15 protein-coding genes are annotated in these 16,187 nt (G+C 65.3%); 9 read left to right on the top strand and 6 right to left on the bottom strand.

Translation table 11 applies throughout. The features are described from left to right. Window positions 1–3: 3 nt before the first annotated feature. Entirely contained in the window at window positions 4–1,884 is a 1,881-nt protein-coding gene (locus ACK6C6_RS00175; RefSeq protein ID WP_409265310.1) for a ferrous iron transporter B, read from the bottom strand. Between the two features lie 4 nt (window positions 1,885–1,888). Then, entirely contained in the window at window positions 1,889–2,146 is a 258-nt protein-coding gene (locus tag ACK6C6_RS00170; protein WP_027866507.1) for a FeoA family protein, read from the bottom strand. A 221-nt stretch (window positions 2,147–2,367) separates the two neighbouring features. Between ACK6C6_RS00170 and ACK6C6_RS00165 the strand changes: the two genes are divergently transcribed. Further along, window positions 2,368–2,577 carry a bacterioferritin-associated ferredoxin gene (locus ACK6C6_RS00165; RefSeq protein WP_027866506.1) on the top strand — a complete coding sequence of 70 codons (210 nt, stop codon included), beginning with the start codon at window positions 2,368–2,370 and terminating at the stop codon, window positions 2,575–2,577. 221 nt (window positions 2,578–2,798) lie between these two features. Further along, the gene (bfr, locus tag ACK6C6_RS00160) at window positions 2,799–3,269 is read left to right on the top strand and encodes a bacterioferritin (RefSeq protein WP_027866505.1); all 471 of its coding nucleotides are present in this window, start codon (window positions 2,799–2,801) and stop codon (window positions 3,267–3,269) included. A gap of 51 nt (window positions 3,270–3,320) precedes the next feature. Here bfr and ACK6C6_RS00155 read toward each other — a convergent pair whose 3' ends face one another. Together ACK6C6_RS00155 and ACK6C6_RS00150 are read right to left on the bottom strand one after the other, a co-directional pair. Further along, window positions 3,321–4,253, bottom strand: coding sequence for a PfkB family carbohydrate kinase (locus ACK6C6_RS00155; RefSeq protein WP_409265309.1), 933 nt, complete (start codon window positions 4,251–4,253; stop codon window positions 3,321–3,323). Then, a complete protein-coding gene (locus ACK6C6_RS00150; protein ID WP_209587095.1) occupies window positions 4,250–4,864 on the bottom strand; it encodes a glutathione S-transferase C-terminal domain-containing protein in 615 nt (204 codons plus the stop codon). Before ACK6C6_RS00150 ends, ACK6C6_RS00155 begins: the two co-directional genes overlap by 4 nt. Before the next feature lie 157 nt (window positions 4,865–5,021). Here ACK6C6_RS00150 and purB point away from each other — a divergent pair, with 157 nt between their 5' ends. Further along, window positions 5,022–6,401, top strand: a complete 1,380-nt coding sequence (gene purB, locus ACK6C6_RS00145; RefSeq protein WP_409265308.1) for an adenylosuccinate lyase — start codon at window positions 5,022–5,024, stop codon at window positions 6,399–6,401. Between the two features lie 56 nt (window positions 6,402–6,457). Here the strand turns inward: purB and ACK6C6_RS00140 are convergent, their stop codons facing one another. Next, window positions 6,458–8,431: a TonB-dependent receptor plug domain-containing protein gene (locus tag ACK6C6_RS00140; protein ID WP_409265307.1), complete on the bottom strand. Its 1,974-nt coding sequence runs from the start codon at window positions 8,429–8,431 to the stop codon at window positions 6,458–6,460. Window positions 8,432–8,637: 206 nt separating this feature from the next. On the opposite strand from ACK6C6_RS00140, the gene ACK6C6_RS00135 reads away from it, so the two are divergent. Genes ACK6C6_RS00135 through ACK6C6_RS00125 form a run of 3 tightly spaced genes read left to right on the top strand, consistent with a single transcriptional unit; the run spans window position 8,638 to window position 10,351 of the window. After that, window positions 8,638–9,183 (top strand): cytochrome b, encoded by a 546-nt coding sequence (locus ACK6C6_RS00135; RefSeq protein ID WP_409265305.1) that lies wholly within the window; start codon window positions 8,638–8,640, stop codon window positions 9,181–9,183. Beyond that, the gene (locus ACK6C6_RS00130; RefSeq protein WP_409265304.1) at window positions 9,183–9,734 is read left to right on the top strand and encodes a YceI family protein; all 552 of its coding nucleotides are present in this window, start codon (window positions 9,183–9,185) and stop codon (window positions 9,732–9,734) included. Before ACK6C6_RS00135 ends, ACK6C6_RS00130 begins: the two co-directional genes overlap by 1 nt. 41 nt (window positions 9,735–9,775) lie before the next feature. Further along, window positions 9,776–10,351 carry a YceI family protein gene (locus tag ACK6C6_RS00125; protein WP_209587091.1) on the top strand — a complete coding sequence of 192 codons (576 nt, stop codon included), beginning with the start codon at window positions 9,776–9,778 and terminating at the stop codon, window positions 10,349–10,351. A 75-nt stretch (window positions 10,352–10,426) separates the two neighbouring features. Here the strand turns inward: ACK6C6_RS00125 and ACK6C6_RS00120 are convergent, their stop codons facing one another. Continuing rightward, window positions 10,427–11,935, bottom strand: a complete 1,509-nt coding sequence (locus ACK6C6_RS00120; RefSeq protein WP_409265303.1) for a hypothetical protein — start codon at window positions 11,933–11,935, stop codon at window positions 10,427–10,429. A 283-nt stretch (window positions 11,936–12,218) separates the two neighbouring features. On the opposite strand from ACK6C6_RS00120, the gene ACK6C6_RS00115 reads away from it, so the two are divergent. The 3 genes from ACK6C6_RS00115 (at window position 12,219) to ACK6C6_RS00105 (ending at window position 16,148) form a co-directional block, all read left to right on the top strand. After that, complete coding sequence (locus ACK6C6_RS00115) at window positions 12,219–12,488, top strand: GlsB/YeaQ/YmgE family stress response membrane protein (protein WP_036212790.1); 270 nt, start codon at window positions 12,219–12,221, stop codon at window positions 12,486–12,488. 82 nt (window positions 12,489–12,570) lie between these two features. After that, window positions 12,571–13,857, top strand: coding sequence for a cardiolipin synthase (gene cls, locus ACK6C6_RS00110; RefSeq protein ID WP_409265302.1), 1,287 nt, complete (start codon window positions 12,571–12,573; stop codon window positions 13,855–13,857). Window positions 13,858–13,982: 125 nt separating this feature from the next. Then, window positions 13,983–16,148 carry a S46 family peptidase gene (locus ACK6C6_RS00105; protein ID WP_409265301.1) on the top strand — a complete coding sequence of 722 codons (2,166 nt, stop codon included), beginning with the start codon at window positions 13,983–13,985 and terminating at the stop codon, window positions 16,146–16,148. The last annotated feature ends 39 nt before the right edge of the window (window positions 16,149–16,187 follow it).

Genomic DNA, 16,187 nt, shown 5'->3' with positions numbered 1-16,187 from the left:
GTCCTAGCCCCCCGTGAAGAACAAGGTGGTGCGGTAGACGATGAAGGCGGCCACGTAGGCCAGGCCGAACATGTAGCCGGCCATGATCCAGGCGTAGCGGCGGCTGCCGGTTTCGCGGGCCACGGTGGCCAGCGTCGGCAGGCAGTGCGGCGCGTAGACGTACCAGGTGAGCAGCGCCAGGCCGGTGGCGAGCGACCACGACTGGGCAATCACCGGCGCCAGGGCGTTGGCGGCTTCGTCGCCGCCCGACAGGGCGTACACGGTGCCCAGCGCGCCGACCGCCACTTCGCGCGCGGCCATGCCGGGCACCAGGGCGATCGCGATTTCCCAGCCGAAGCCGATCGGGGCCAGGATGACTTCCAGCGCGCGGCCGATCATGCCGGCCACGCTGTAGTAGATCGGCGGGTGGGTCGCGCCTTCCGGTGCGCCCGGGAAGCTCGACAGCAGCCAGAGCAGGATCATCATGGTGAGGATCAGGGTACCGACCCGCTTCAGGAAGATCTTGGTACGCTCCCACAGGCCGGAGGCCAGCGCACTCAGCTGGGGCCAGTGGTAGGCCGGCAGTTCCATCATGAGCACATGCTGCTTGTAGTCGCTGCGGCGCTTCATGAACCAGGCCACCGCCATGGCGCTCAGGATGCCCGCCATGTAGAGGGCGAACAGCACCAGGCCCTGCAGGTTCATCAGGCCGGCCACTTCACGGTCCGGGATGAAGGCGGCGATCAGGAGCGCATACACCGGCAGGCGTGCCGAGCAGGTCATGAGCGGGGCGATCATGATCGTCACCAGGCGGTCGCGCGGATTCTGGATGGTGCGCGCGGCCATGATGCCCGGGATCGCGCAGGCGAACGAGGACAGCAGCGGCAGGAAGGCGCGGCCCGACAGGCCGACGCTGCCCATCACGCGGTCGAGCAGGAAGGCGGCGCGCGGCAGGTAGCCCACGTCTTCCAGCAGCAGGATGAAGAAGAACAGGATCAGGATCTGCGGCAGGAATACCAGCACGCTGCCGACGCCGGCGATGATGCCGTCCACGATCAGGCTGTGCAGCACGCCTTCGCCCAGCAGCGCACCGACCTGCTCGCCGAGGGCGCCGACGCCCGCCTCGATCAGGTCCATCGGCGTGCCGGCCCAGCTGAACACGGCCTGGAAAATCAGGAACATCAGGGCGGCCAGGAGCGCCAGGCCGAATACCGGGTGCAGCACCACGTTGTCGATCTTTTCCGTGAGGTTGCCGCGGTCTCCGCTGGTGGAAACGGCGAGCTCGAGGATGCGGCGCACTTCGCGCTGGGTTTCCTCGACCGGCACGGCGTCGATCGCGGACAGCGGATTCGGCTTGACGGCGGTCTCGAAGGCCATGCGGTCGAGCTGGGCCAGCAGGGCCTGCTCGCCGCCGGCCTGGATGGCGACGGTTTCCACCACCGGCATGTCCAGTGCGGCCGACAGTTTTTCCTTGTCGATGGTGATGCCGCGCTTCCTGGCGACGTCGACCATGTTCAAAACGAGCACCATCGGCAGGCCGAGACGCTTGAGCTCCAGCACCATGCGCAGGTTCAGGCGCAGGTTGGTCGCGTTGACCACGCACAGCACCGCATCCGGCGCCGCTTCGCCCGCGCGCAGGCCGGCCACCACGTCGCGCGTGATGGCTTCGTCCGGGGTCTGGGCGCTCAGGCTGTAGGCGCCCGGCAGGTCGAGCACGCGGAAAGCGCGGCCCGCCGGCGAGGTGAAGCTGCCCTCTTTGCGTTCGATGGTCACGCCGGCGTAGTTCGCGACTTTCTGGCGCGAGCCGGTCAGGCGGTTGAAGAGTGCGGTCTTGCCACAGTTGGGATTGCCGAGCAGTGCGACCAGGGGCGTGCGCGACGCCACCTGTTGTTCCATGACACCCATCCGATTATTCCGGCTTGATCGACACGAGGGCCGCTTCGAAGCGGCGCAGCGCGAAGGTCGACTCGCCGACCTTGACGGCCAGCGGGCCGCCCAGCACGCGCTTGAGCACACGGATGCGCTCGCCCGGCACGAAGCCGAGCTCCATCAGGCGGCGCTGGACGTCGAAACCACCCTGTTGCGCCGGCGGCGCCAGGTGGATCACGGTAGCGCTCTGGCCGGCCGGGAGGGCGTCGAGCGTGGTGAGGGAGGGAGCAAGAGTCATGGTCGCGTCCAGTAAGTGTAGCGCTGATGAGACAGATAGCTAGCATCATAAACCTAAATGCGAATTATTTCTATTTGCGGTTTGATCACACCCCTAAAGAAAGACCACGTCAATACAAAATTCCTGTTGCAAACGCCGCCGAGTTTACGGAGAATAGAACACGAATGAGATTGATTCTCATTTAAATGACAAGTGAACAAGTAGCGCCAAGGAACCTCAAGATGATCGTCTGTGTCTGCAACAACATCTCCGACCGCGAAATCCGCCAGGCCGTCGACCTGGGCATCAGCTCGGTCGCCGAACTGCACAAGGAACTGGGCGTCGGCACCATGTGCGGCAAGTGCGTGAGCTATGCACGCGAAGTCCTGCACGAACACATCGAGAGCAAAACCACGATCACCGAAGTGCGCCGCGTCCCGCAGGCGGCCTGAACATCACCACCGTCTCTCTCCATGCCCCGCTTTCGCGGGGTTTTTTTTCGCCCGCGCCGGGGTACTGAGAAGCGTTCGCACAGTGGAACGAGAACGCTTGTCATTCCCGCCGGTTTTTTCGATTTTCACTGCATTTCCCGGGCTTTTTCAGCGTTTTCGACCCAAAAGCGGGCTGCTTGTTTGTTATCATGGAGCCCATTCAACATCATCAAGGGCATCACATGAAAGGCGACCAGAACGTTCTTCGTCTGCTGAACGCGCAGCTGACCAACGAACTCACCGCGATCAACCAGTACTTCCTGCATGCGCGCATGTACCGCCACTGGGGCTTCGGCAAGCTGGCGAAGAAGGAATACGACGAGTCCATCGGCGAAATGAAGCACGCAGACAAGCTGATCGACCGCATCCTGATGCTCGACGGCCTGCCGAACCTGCAGGCGCTGCACAAGCTGCTCATCGGTGAATCGACCCAGGAAATGCTGGAATGCGACCTCAAGCTCGAGCGCGCGGCCCAGGTGACGGTCAAGGAAGGCATCGCGGCGGCGGAAGCGGCGGCGGACTACGTGACCCGCGACCTGTTCCTGATGATCCTCGAGGATACCGAGGAGCACATCGAGTGGCTGGAGACGCAGCTGGACCTGATCGTGAAGGTCGGCATCCAGAACTACCTGCAGAGCCAGATCAGCGAATAAAAAACACAACCCCGCCTGTGCGGGGTTTTGTTTGTCGGGCCGGGCTGCGGCTCAGCGCCACTTCCTCATCCACTGGTCATAAAACCCCAGATCCCGCGGGACCGCCCCCGGAATCGCGCAGATCGCCCCCGCGAACTCGTTGGCGCGCGCCAGCGACAGGTCGAGCGGCCAGCCGCGCATCTTCCCCAGTAGGAAAATCGCCGAGAAGGCGTCCCCCGCCCCCACCGTGTCGATGACGAAGGGCGGCGCCGGGTTATCGCGGTGCATCAGCACCTGCCCGTCGGCGCCGAAGTACACCGAGCCGCGGTGCCCCAGCGTGACGATCAGCGCATCGAGCGAGAACATCTGCAGCAGCGCCTGGCACGAGGCGTGCACTTCTTCGGCCGCCATCGCGGCATCGTCCGGCTTGATCTGGAAATACCAGCCGAACATTGCCTGCAATTCTTCCTCGTTGACCTTGGCGATGTTGGCTTCCTGCAGCGAGCGCGTGACGGTGCGCTCGTCCACCTGGCCTTCGCGCAGGTTCAGGTCGAGGTAGCGCAGCGCCGGCGTGGCGCGCAGCAGCGCCATCAGGGTGGCGCGCGAGCGCTCGTGGCGCTGGGCCAGGGTGCCGAAATAGAAGATGCCGGGCTGCGCATGTTCCACTGCCGCCTCGGCCTGGGCCCGGTCGATGAAATCGTAGGCCTGGTTCGGCAGGATGGTGAAGCGGTGGCCGCCGCGGGCGCCGCGTTCGACCAGCACGCGGCCGGTCTCCTCCATCGCATCGACCTGCAGGCCGGCCTCGCTCATTGCGAAGCGCTCGAACTCGGCGCGCACCGCCTGGCCCGGCTGGTCCTTGCCGATGCGGGTGAGCATCAGCTGCGGCGCCATGAAGGCCGCCAGATGGCGCGCCACATTGAAGGGCGCGCCGCCGACCACCTGCTCGGTGGTGAAGTCGTCGACCAGCGCTTCGCCGAAGACGACGGTGGTGGCGGGCGGGTTCACGCGACGAAAGGAACGGTGTCGCGGAACGACGGACGCTCGGCGAGTTTGTCGGCCAGGCGCGCCAGGTTCGGGTAGTCGCCGCGCCAGTCGATGTCGGGGAAGCGGAAAGCCAGCCAGCCCAGCGCGCAGCCGACGGCGACGTCGGCCAGCGTGTAGTGGATGCCCATGCAGTAGCTCGACTCGCCCAGGCGGGTGGACATCTCGCGCAGGCCGGCATGCACCTTGCCCATCTGGCGCTCGATCCACTTGGCGCTCTGCTGCTCCGGGGGGCGCTCGCGCCGCTCGAGGAAGACCAGGATCGCGGCATCGAGCACGCCATCGGCCAGGGCTTCCCAGACCTTGACTTCGGTGCGCTCGCGGCCATTCGGCGGCAGCAGCTTGCAGACCGGGGAGATGGTGTCGAGGTATTCGGCGATCACGCGCGAGTCGTACAACGTGCTGCCGTCTTCCATGATCAGGCAGGGGATCTTGCCGAGCGGGTTGACCTGCTGGATGGTGGTCTCCGGGACCCACACGTTTTCTTGCACAAAGCTGACATCGAGCTTCTTGTCCGCCATCACGACGCGGACTTTACGCACATAGGGACTGGTGAAGGAACCGATGAGTTTCATACATGCCCGAATTTGAGGATTGGATGCCAGTATAGCATCGCCATTTCGGCGCCTGTCTGCGCCGGACGAGCCTCCCGGGCCGTCCGCGGCGTGGCCTGCACAAGGCTGCGCGCGCCTCCCGGTGGTAAAATCCGCGTTTTTGCACGGACCGCCCGCCATGACCTCTACCGTCCCCTCCCCTACCCTGTCGGCCCTGTCCCCGCTGGACGGCCGCTATGCGTCGAAAACCGACAAGCTGCGCCCGATCCTGTCCGAAGCCGGCTTCATGCACCACCGCGTGAAGGTGGAAATCGCCTGGCTGCAGGCGCTGTCGCAGGCCGGCTTCCCGGAGATCAAGCCGTTCTCGAGCGAAGCGAACGCTCATCTCGAGCGCATGGCCGCGAACTTCGGCGACGCCGAAGCGGCGCGCATCAAGGAGATCGAGGCGGTCACCAACCACGACGTCAAGGCGGTGGAATACTGGCTCAAGGAGCAGGTGAAGGACGTGCCGGAGCTGGTGGCGGCGAGCGAATTCATCCACTTCGGCTGCACCTCGGAAGACATCAACAACACCTCGCACGGCATGATGCTGAAAGCCGCGCGCGACGGCGTGCTGCTGCCGGCCCTCCAGAACATCATCGCCAAGCTGACCGAGATCGCGCATACCAATGCGGCGCTGCCGATGCTGTCGCGCACCCACGGCCAGACCGCCAGCCCGACCACCCTGGGCAAGGAATTCGCCAACGTGGTCGCGCGCCTGCAGCGTGCCGTCAAGCGCATCGCCGACGTCGAGATCCTCGGCAAGATGAACGGCGCGGTCGGCAACTACAACGCGCACCTGTCGGCCTACCCGGGCTTCGACTGGCCGGCCTTCTCGAAGGAAGTCATCGAGCAGCGCCTGGGCCTGGTGTTCAACCCGTACACCATCCAGATCGAGCCGCACGACTACATGGCCGAGATGTTCGACGCCATCGCGCGCGCCAACACCATCCTGCTCGACCTGAACCGCGACATCTGGACCTACGTCTCGCTCGGCTACTTCAAGCAGAAACTCAAGGCGGGCGAGATCGGTTCGTCGACCATGCCGCACAAGGTCAACCCGATCGACTTCGAGAACTCGGAAGGCAACCTGGGCCTGGCCAACGCGGTGCTGCGCCACATGGCCGAGAAGCTGCCGGTCTCGCGCATGCAGCGCGACCTGACCGATTCGACCGTGCTGCGCAACATCGGCGTCGGCTTCGGCTACGCGCTGCTGGCCTACGACAGCTGCCTGCGCGGCCTGAACAAGCTGGAAGTGAACGCGGCGCGCCTGGAAGCCGACCTGGACGCGAGCTGGGAAGTGCTGGCCGAGCCGGTGCAGACCGTGATGCGCCGCTACGGCATCGAGAACCCGTACGAGCAGCTGAAGGAGCTCACCCGCGGCAAGGGCATCACCCGCGAAGCGCTGCAGGAGTTCATCGGCAAGCTGGCGATCCCGCAGGAAGCCAAGGACCTGCTGCTGCACATGACGCCGGCGAACTACACCGGCCTGGCAGCCGACCTGGCGAAAGCCATCTGATCCGCGGGACGGGCGGCCATGCCGCCCGTCCCATGCCGCGCATGTTCATGCGCGGTTCAATACTCCCACAACAGCTTCACCCCGAGCCGGCGCTCGATCTCGGCCCGCGCCAGGATCGTCCCGTATTCCGCATGCCCGCCGGTGAGGTTCTCGCCGGTCAGCGCCAGCTCCAGTCCCGGCCGGATGCGCCAGCCGAAGCGCGCGTCGAGCGCCGTATAGGACGGCACGTCCGGGAAGGACTTGCCCGCCACCTTGCGCAGCGCGAGCTCGATGTCGCGCCGGTCGTCGATGCCGTAGATCGAGCGCAGCTGGAAGGTATGCGCCGGGTCGCGCTCCGCCACGCGGGTGGCGTTCACGTCGGTGCTGCCCGGCTTCAGGCGCAGCTTCTGGTGCATGGCGGTCCAGCCGGCCGACAGGCGCCAGCGCTCGGCCGCCTGCCAGTTGCCCCAGGCCTCGATGCCGCTCGAGCGCCCTTCCATCAGGCTGTCGAAGGTGATGAAGCCGGCCGGATTGGTCTCGGTCGTGCGCAGGTAGTCGTAATCGTGGTGGAACAGGGTCACGGAATACGCGAGCGCAGGCACCGGGTTGCCGCGGTAGCCCAGCTCGAACACCCGGGCCACCTCGCCGCGCACCTGCGGTCCGCCGCGCAGCAGGTAGGGCGGGCGGCCCGGCAGGAAGGCGTCGACGTCGAGGCGCGAAGGCGCGCGCACGGTGCGCGAGGCCGCCGCCCACAAGGCGTGCTGGGGCGACAGGCGCCAGGACAGGCGCGCGCTCGGCAGCCATTCGGTGCCGGTGTATTCGTTGTACTCGAGGCGGCTGCCCAGGGTCAGGTACCAGTCCTGGCGCAGGTTGATCTCGTCCTGCGCGAACAGGCTGGCCCATTGCTGGGTGGTGCGCGCCGGCAGGAAGGCGACGGTGGCGCTGTTGTCGACCCGGTCGCGGCTGTGGCGGTAGTTCGCGCCCCAGACGATCCGGTGCCGTCCGAGCTGCGCCAGGGTGTGCTGGAACTGCAGGTCGGTGGTGTACAGGCGCTCGCCGAACAAGGGCGCGGTGCGGCGCAGCGTGTGGTCGAAATAGGCCTGCGCCATCAGGCTGGCGCCGTCGTCCAGGGCACGCTCCCAGCGTGCGCTCAGGTTGACGCCGTCCGAGCGTACCCGGCCCAGGGTGGCGGGCACGCCGGGCGCGGCGATCTCGCCCGGGGCCGGCTGGTCGAAGCGCCCGCGGTAGGCATTGCCGACCAGGCTGAAACGATCCGTGCCGCGCTCCCAGTCGGCGCGCACGCCCACCAGGCTGCGCCGGTAGGCGTCGTCGACCAGGGCGCCGCTGGCCAGCTCGCTGTCTTCGCGCCGCGTGGTCTTGCCGAACACGCGCCAGGCGATGCCGTTCTCCAGGGTGCCGCCGTGGCGGTAGGAGACGGTGGCGCCGTCGGTCGCGGCCTGCACGGCCGCCAGGCTGCCCTGGGTGTCGCGCGCGGAGCGGGTGGTGATGTTGATGACGCCGTTGACCGCGTTCAGGCCCCACAGCACCCCACCGGGGCCGCTGACCACTTCGATGCGCTCGACGTCTTCGAGCAGCACTTCCTGGGCATCCCAGAACACGCCGGAAAACAGCGGCGTATACACCGAGCGGCCGTCGATCAGCACCAGCAGCTTGTTCGAATAGCTGTTGCCGCTCTGGTTCATGCCGCGCGCACTGATCGAATAGCTGTAGCCGTTGATGCGCGCCACGTGCAGGTTCGGGGCCAGGCGCAGCACTTCCGGCAGGGTGGCGGCGCCGGAGCGGCGGATGTCCTCGGCGGTGATGACGAACACGGCCGCGGCGGCGTCCTGCAGGCGCTCGGGGCGCTTGGAGACCGACATCACCGGGATGTTGGCCAGCTCTTCGATCGACAGGTCGGCCAGGTTGTCGGGGCGGCTTACAGGCACTTCTTCCGCATTGGCGCCGAGCGCGATCACCAGGCCGAGGCAGGCCGCGGCCACATGCTTGAGTAGCCCCGGGCAATGGCGGGTCGGCGGTGTGAGGGCATTCATATTCTTGCTCCCTGGCTTTACATACTGTCGCCAGTTATCTTTGATAAACAATGCGTTGGTTGAATTTTACATTCCGGACACCCCGGCTGTGCAGCTTTTGCAATCCGTGCTAGTGTACTCGGCGGAAAAATGTCCCTTTCAGCAGCATAAGATAAAGACTGGTATAGTTAGTTCTAACACGTACGACTTTCCTAAATATAATCTTTATGCATCGCTATACCATCCCGGCCATCGTCCTGCACTGGCTGATCGCCCTGCTGATCATCGGGACCTTCACGCTCGGGCTGGTCATGACCGATATCCCGGGCATCACGCCGACCAAGCTGAAGTATTTCAACTGGCACAAATGGGCCGGCGTGACGGTGCTGCTGCTTGCCGCCCTGCGCCTGCTGTGGCGCCTGTTTCGTCATCCGCCGGCCTACGCCGACGAAATGCCGGCCTGGCAGCGCGGCGCCTCCCATGGCCTGCATTGGCTGCTGTACATCCTGATGTTCGCAGTGCCCCTGTCCGGCTATTTCTACAGCCTGGCGACCGGCTATCCGATCGTCTGGTTCGGCGTGGTCGAACTGCCGGTGCTGATGGGGCCGGATCCGGCCCTGAAAGTCATCCTGAAGGATGTCCACTACTGGCTCAACATGCTGCTGGCGCTGCTCGTCGGCCTGCACGTGGCGGCCGCGTTCAAGCACCTGCTCGTCGACCGCGACGGCGTGATGGCGCGCATGCTGCCTTTCTCTACCCGTAAGGAGTCTTGATGAAACCCATGAAAAGCCTGCTGCTGGCCTCGCTGCTGGCCAGCGCCGTCGCCATCGCGGCGCCCCTGAAAACCGACCCGGCGAAAAGCAGCGTGACGGCCACCTTCAAGCAGATGGGCGTGCCGGTCGAGGCGAAGTTCAAGCAGTTTGCTGCGCAGATCGACTACGACGCCGCCAAGCCGGCCGCGTCGAAAGCGAGCGTCGAGATCCAGACGGCCAGCCTCGACCTGGGCGACCCGGACTACAACAAGGAAGTCGCCAAGAAGGAATGGTTCAACACCGCCCAGTTCCCGAAGGCGAGCTTCGTGTCGACCGCGATCGCCCCGGCCGGCGCGGGCAAGCTGAACGTGAGCGGCAAGCTCACCATCAAGGGCCGCAGCGCCAACGTCAGCTTCCCGCTGAGCGTCAAGGCAGAAGGCGGCAAACAGGTATTCGAAGGCCAGCTGCCGATCAAGCGGCTGGCGTTCAACATCGGCGAAGGCGAGTGGAAGGACACGAGCATGGTCGCCGATGAGGTTGTCATCAAGTTCCGCGTCACGGCGGGCCAGTAATCACCCCAGCAAACATCTCAACACACGCAAGGAATCATTCCATGAAAATCAAGCACCTGATCGCCGCCCTGGCCGCTTCGAGCACCCTCGGCGCCGGCATCGCCTTCGCCGCCGACACCTACAAGATCGAGCCGAACCACACCTATCCGAGCTTCGAGGCCGACCACATGGGCATCTCGGTCTGGCGCGGCAAGTTCAACAAGACCGACGGCACCGTGACCCTCGACCGCGCGAAGAAAACCGGCACCCTCGACATCACCGTGTACATCGACAGCATCGACTTCGGCCACGACAAGATGAACGAGCACGCCAAGAAGCCGGACATCTTCGACGCCGCCCAATTCCCGACCGCGACCTTCAAGTCGAAGTCGATCAAGTTCACCGGCGACGTCCCGACCTCGGCCGAAGGCGAGCTGACCCTGCACGGCGTGACCAAGCCGCTGACCCTGACCATCAACAAGTTCAAGTGCATCGACCACCCGATGCTCAAGCGCGAAGTGTGCGGCGCCGACGTGACCGGCAGCTTCCAGCGCAGCGACTTCGGCATCAACTTCGGCCTGCCGAAGTTCTCGCCGGAAGTGAAGCTGGCGATCCAGGTGGAAGCGGTCAAGCAGTAATCGCTCGCTCAGCATGGAAAAAGCCTCGGTCCCGCAAGGAACCGAGGCTTTTTTACGTCAGGACGCCGTCAGCGATCAGCGGCCGTCGCGGTCCGCATCACCCGGGATGGCGCGCTCGACCTTGTGCCATGCGGCGCGCGAAGCGTGCTTGGCCTGCTCCCAGCTCAGGCGCGAATTGCCCTTGGTGCGTTCCCATTCGGTCGACAGCTCGTTTTCGTGCATGTCGTAGCCGCCCGGGTAGCGGCCTGCCGAGTTGTAGCCCAGCGCATAGGCCGGTGCGTAGTCGTCGTAGGTGTAGCCCGGGGTGTAGTACGGCTGGGTCTGGTAAGCATTGCGCCAGTGGGCGTCTTCCTCCTGCGGGTTGACCATCTTGGCCACGCCCTTGCCGGCCATGCCGCCGACGGCCGCGCCGATGCCGGCGCCAGCCACCGCGCCGACCGGGCCGCCGACCGCGCCGCCCAGCACCGCGCCGCCGACCGCAGCGCCGCCAGCCGCACCGACGCCGGTGCCCAGGTGGTGGTCATGCAGTTCGTCGCCCGGTTTCGGGTTCACGACTTCGCCGGTGCCCTTGCCTGCCGCGCCGCCGGCCAGGCCGCCGATCACGGCGCCCGCTGCGGCGCCGACCGGGCCCGCCACCGAACCGGCAACCGCGCCGGCCGCAGCGCCGCCGGCGCCGCCGACGCCCTGCGCCAGGTTATGGTCGTGCAGCTCATCGCCCGCTTTCGGGTTCACGACTTCGCCCGCGCCCTTGCCGGCTGCGCCGCCGGCCAGGCCGCCGACCACCGCACCGGCAGCCATGCCGATCGGGCCGCCGGCCGCGCCGGCCATCGCGCCCACGGCCGCGCCGCTGCTGGCGCCGACGCCCTTGGCCAGGTAGTGTTCCGACAGGTCGTCGCCCGCTTTCGGGTTGACGACTTCGCCCACGCCCTTGCCGGCGATGCCGCCGGTGACCGCGCCGATGGCGGCGCCCGCCACGGTGCCGACCGGGCCGGCCGCCGAACCAATGGCGGCGCCGGCTGCCGCGCCACCCAGGGCGCCGACGCCGGTGCCGATGATGTGGGTGCCGCCGCTGTCGGTCCAGGATTGCTGGATGTGGCGCGCATCTTCGTCCGAACGGGCGTTCACGCCCATCACGATGCCGCCGCGCTTGATGCCTTCTTCATAGTGGGCAGCACGGTCTTCCGGGATGCCGGCGCCGATCAGCGCGCCGATCAGGCCACCGGTGATGCCGCCGGCGCCGGCGCCGGCCAGGGCCGCTGCCAGCGGGCCGGCGACGACCACGCCCAGGCCAGGCAGCACGAGGGTGGTGCCGACGGCGGCGATGCCTGCCAGGACGGCGCCGATGGTGCCGCCGATGCCGGCGCCGATGCCGGCGCCTTCGGCGGCCTTGCTGCCCAGTTCAGTATCGGTGTCGCCGAAATGGGTCTTGCGTGCTTCGTCCGACATCATCAGGTTGACGTCGTCTTTGGTGTAACCGCGGGTCGAGATCGAGGAATATGCACGTTCTGCGCTGGCACGGTCGGGGAACAGGCCAGTGACCATGCGGGAATTCTGGTTGGTGTTATTCGAATCGTAGTTGCTCATGGCGAATCCTTTCAGAAGGTTCAGGTGCTGGGTCCTGCAGACAAAATCGATCTTGCAAGTGTTGAAACCTTATGCCCGGCACAAGACCTCTTCTGTTCGCTGACGCACCCTACCCGGTTCTTTTCGCTCAACAATTCGAAGCGGCAGAACAGGCTTGCAGATTCGCCGTCTAACGTTCGTTGCCGCACCGACCTGAAGGGGACTGGTCTCTAGACTTTTCTCCATGGCCACGGCAATTCAAGGGCCTGGGGGTATGTTTTCTTACACTTGAAGGAGGTACACCATGTTATTCATCATTTGGATCGTTGTCGGTGGCATTCTGGGCTGGCTGGCCAGCATGGTCATGAAGACCGACGCAGAGCAAGGCATGATTCTCAACGTCGTGGTTGGTATCGTTGGCGCCTTCCTGGGTGGCTGGCTGCTGTCGCCGCTGTTCGGCACCGGCACCATCAACTCCGATGACTTCAGCGTTTCGTCGCTGCTGGTTTCGTTCCTGGGTGCTGTCATCCTGCTGGCGATCGTGAACCTGCTGCGTCGCGGCCGTGTTCGCTAATCGGCAATCGGGTAGCCCTAGCTAAAAACCAACGCTTCATGCGTTGGTTTTTTTACGCCCGCAGTTCCATCGGTCTTTCCGTATGTCCCTACTATCACCCAAACGATTCTGGACCATCCTCGTCACGGCCGCCCTCACGCTGGTCGGCGGGGTGCTCGCGCTCAATTTCATGCCGAGCGAAACGCAAATCGACACCCGCCTGACCCGGCAGTACGATACCAACGACCCGCAGTTCCGCCGCTCGCTCGGGGTCCTGCTCGGCCCGCCCATCCTGGAAGGGAACAAGGTCGAGGTCCTGCTCAACGGCGACCAGATCTTCCCGGCCATGCTCGATGCGATCCGCTCGGCCAAGAAGAGCATCACCTTCGAAACCTATATCTACTGGTCCGGCTCGATCGGCAAGGAATTCACCGAGGCCCTGATCGAGCGCGCCCGCGCCGGCGTGAAAGTCCACGTGATGCTGGATTTCATGGGCAGCCTCAAGCTCGACCTGGCCCAGATCGACGCCATGAAACAGGCCGGCGTGCAGGTGCAGCGCTACCACAAGCCGGTCTGGTGGAAGCTGGCGCGCCTGAACAACCGCACCCACCGCAAGCTCCTGGTGATCGACGGCAAGGTCGGCTTCACCGGCGGGGTCGGCATCGCCGACCAATGGCGCGGCAATGCCCAGGACAAGGACCACTGGCGCGACACCCATTTCCGCATCGAAGGACCGGTGGTCGGCCAGGTGCAGGCCGTGTTCAACGACAACTGGACCAAGGCCACCGGCACCGTGCTCGACGGCGCCGATTACTTCCCGGCCCTGCAGCACGTGGGCGACATGCCGGCCCAGATGTTCTCGAGCTCGCCGACCGGCGGCGCCGAGTCGATGCACCTGATGTACCTGATGGCGATCACCTCGGCGCGCAAGACCATCGACTTGTCCGCGGCCTATTTCGTGCCCGACGAGCTCACCATCCGCACCCTGATCGAAGCGGCGAAACGCGGCGTGCGCGTGCGCATCCTGATGCCGGGCAAGATCATCGATTCGGACCTGGTCAAGGCCGCTTCGCGCGAGCGCTGGGGCGAACTGCTGGCTGCGGGCGTCAAGCTGGCCGAATACCAGCCCACGATGTACCACGTGAAGGCCCTGATCGTCGACAACCTGCTGGTGTCGGTCGGCTCGACCAACTTCGACAACCGCTCCTTCAGCATCAACGACGAGGCCAACCTCAACGTGCTGCACGAAGGCTTCGCGCGCGAGCAGACCGCCATCTTCGAGGATGACTGGAAGCACGCGAACCCGGTCACGAAAGCGGAACATCGCGAGCGGTCCTTATGGGAGCGCCTGACGACGGGCGTGGCCTCCGTGTTCAGCGCCCAGCTATAGTTTCTGTTGGAAAACTACGCGTTTGTCGGTACGAAATATTGGTTGACGATGCATATATGGATTACGGATACTCACGGATGCTCCGCGGAGCCCAAGAGTTCCCACTTCCATAAAGACAGACGCGAATGAAAAAGACCCTCCTCTCGCTGGCCATCCTGACCAGCTTCGCCGCACACGCGGACGAAGGCATGTGGATGCCGCAGCAGCTGCCACAAGTAGCCAAGCAACTGAAAGCCGCCGGCCTCAAGCTGGATCCGTCCACCCTGACCAAGCTGACCGAATTCCCGATGGGCGCGATCGTGAGCCTGGGCGGCTGCTCGGCCTCGTTCGTCTCGCCGCAGGGCCTGGTCGTCACCAACCACCATTGCGTGTACAACAGCATCGCGGTCAACTCGACCCCGGAACGCGACCTGCTGGCCAACGGCTTCCTGGCCAAGACCCTGGGCGAAGAGCTGCCGGCCGCACCGGGCAGCCGTGTCTACGTGACCGAGGAAGTGGCCAACGTCACCAACCAGATCATCACCCCGGACGTCGCCAAGCTGACCGGCAAGGCACGTATCGACGCCATCGAGAAGAACCAGAAGAAGCTGGTGGCCGAGTGCGAAAAGGATGCCGGCTACCGCTGCACCGTGGCCAGCTTCTACGGCGGCCTGGAGTTCTACCGCCTGAAGCAGCTCGAGATCCGTGACGTGCGCCTGGTGCACGCACCGCCGGCCGGCGTCGGCAAGTTCGGCGGCGACACCGACAACTGGATGTGGCCGCGCCACACCGGCGACTACGGCTTCTACCGCGCCTATGTGAGCAAGGACGGCAAGGCCGCCGAGTTCTCGCAGGACAACGTGCCGTACAAGCCGAAGCACGTGCTGAAGATCGCCGACCCGAGCGCCAGCGCCAAGGAAGGCGACTTCGTGATGGTGCTGGGCTACCCGGGCCGCACTAACCGCCACCGCCTGCCGTCGGAAGTCGAATCGACCTTCACCTGGAACTACCCGGCCTTCGTGCAGGCATCGGGCGAGACCCTGGCGATCATCGAGCGCGAGACCAAGAACGACCCGGCCGCCAAGCTCAAGTACGCAGGCCAGATCGCCGGCGTCAACAACTACTACAAGAACCGCAAGGGCATGCTGACCTCGTACGCGAACAGCGACTTCCTGCAGCGTAAGACGGCCGAGCACAACGCCCTGAAAGCCTGGGTCAACGCCACCCCGGCGCGCAAGGCGCAGTACGCCGCCGACATCGAGCAGGCCGAGAAGCTGATCGCCGAGCGCGACGCCAACGCCAAGAAGGGCTTCTACCTGTCGTACGCCCAGCCGAAGTTCCTGTCCTCGGCGCGTTCGCTGTACCGCCTGGCCAACGAGCGCACCAAGCCGGACGCCGAGCGCAAGACCGGCTTCCAGGAACGCGACCTGGCGCGCTGGACCTCGGTCATCACCGGCCAGGACCGCACCTACGACGAAAAGGTCGACAAGGCGCTGGTGCTGAACTTCCTCACCAAGTACAACGCGCAGCCGGCTGCCGAGCATGACGCCGCCTTCGATGCCGCCCTCGGCATCAAGCCGGGCATGAGCGACGCCGAGCTGAAGGCCGCGCTGGACCGCATCTACGCCGGCTCCAAGCTGGCCAACAAGGAAGAGCGCGCCGCATGGCTGAAGAAGTCGCCGGCCGAGTTCCAGGCCTCGAACGACAGCTTCATCAAGGCCGCCGTCGCGATGTACGACGCGTCGATGCGCGATGAAGCCAAGGAAGAGGAAATGGCGGGCAAGATCCAGCAAGCCTACGGCAACTACATGCGCGCCAAGATCGCCTACATGAACAGCAAGGGCCAGGCCGTCTACCCGGACGCCAACGGCACCCTGCGCGTCACCTTCGGCAAGGTGATGGGCCGTGACGTCGGCGCCGACGGCACCGGTTCCTGGACCGCGTTCACGACCCCGAAGGGCATCGTGGCCAAGCACACCGGCGAAGGCGAGTTCAACGCGCCGGAAGCCCAGCTGGCGGCGATCCAGTCCAAGGACTTCGGCAAGTACGTCGATCCGAAACTGAAGACCGTGCCGGTCAACTTCCTGGCAACGCTGGACATCACCGGCGGCAACTCGGGTTCGGCCGCGCTGAACTCGAAGGGCGAGCTGATCGGCCTGGCCTTCGACGGCACCCTGGATTCGATCATCTCGGACTGGGACTTCAACAAGGCCATGACCCGCTCGATCCAGGTCGACAGCCGCTACATGCTGTGGAACATGAAGCATGTGGACAAGGCCGACAACCTGCTGAAGGAAATGGGCGTGCAATAAGCCTGCCGGCGCCTCGGGGCGCCATGCATGAGGAAGCCA

It is taken from the genome of Massilia sp. BHUDP2, assembly GCF_046236355.1.
In the GTDB taxonomy this organism is placed as follows: domain Bacteria; phylum Pseudomonadota; class Gammaproteobacteria; order Burkholderiales; family Burkholderiaceae_D; genus Telluria; species Telluria varians.
The sequence above is the reverse complement of the archived record's forward strand: the minus strand, read 5'-3'. Positions and strand labels throughout refer to the sequence as shown.

Excerpts from the sequence above, each read along its gene's own strand:
- ACK6C6_RS00150 (WP_209587095.1), bottom strand. The coding sequence starts at position 4,864 with ATGAAACTCATCGGTTCCTTCACCAGTCCCTATGTGCGTAAAGTCCGC.
- ACK6C6_RS00170 (WP_027866507.1), bottom strand. The coding sequence starts at position 2,146 with ATGACTCTTGCTCCCTCCCTCACCACGCTCGACGCCCTCCCGGCCGGC.
- ACK6C6_RS00120 (WP_409265303.1), bottom strand. The coding sequence starts at position 11,935 with ATGAGCAACTACGATTCGAATAACACCAACCAGAATTCCCGCATGGTC.
- ACK6C6_RS00135 (WP_409265305.1), top strand. The coding sequence starts at position 8,638 with ATGCATCGCTATACCATCCCGGCCATCGTCCTGCACTGGCTGATCGCC.
- ACK6C6_RS00175 (WP_409265310.1), bottom strand. The coding sequence starts at position 1,884 with ATGGGTGTCATGGAACAACAGGTGGCGTCGCGCACGCCCCTGGTCGCA.
- ACK6C6_RS00105 (WP_409265301.1), top strand. The coding sequence starts at position 13,983 with ATGAAAAAGACCCTCCTCTCGCTGGCCATCCTGACCAGCTTCGCCGCA.
- ACK6C6_RS00130 (WP_409265304.1), top strand. The coding sequence starts at position 9,183 with ATGAAACCCATGAAAAGCCTGCTGCTGGCCTCGCTGCTGGCCAGCGCC.
- bfr (WP_027866505.1), top strand. The coding sequence starts at position 2,799 with ATGAAAGGCGACCAGAACGTTCTTCGTCTGCTGAACGCGCAGCTGACC.
- purB (WP_409265308.1), top strand. The coding sequence starts at position 5,022 with ATGACCTCTACCGTCCCCTCCCCTACCCTGTCGGCCCTGTCCCCGCTG.
- ACK6C6_RS00115 (WP_036212790.1), top strand. The coding sequence starts at position 12,219 with ATGTTATTCATCATTTGGATCGTTGTCGGTGGCATTCTGGGCTGGCTG.
- ACK6C6_RS00125 (WP_209587091.1), top strand. The coding sequence starts at position 9,776 with ATGAAAATCAAGCACCTGATCGCCGCCCTGGCCGCTTCGAGCACCCTC.
- ACK6C6_RS00140 (WP_409265307.1), bottom strand. The coding sequence starts at position 8,431 with ATGAATGCCCTCACACCGCCGACCCGCCATTGCCCGGGGCTACTCAAG.
- ACK6C6_RS00165 (WP_027866506.1), top strand. The coding sequence starts at position 2,368 with ATGATCGTCTGTGTCTGCAACAACATCTCCGACCGCGAAATCCGCCAG.
- cls (WP_409265302.1), top strand. The coding sequence starts at position 12,571 with ATGTCCCTACTATCACCCAAACGATTCTGGACCATCCTCGTCACGGCC.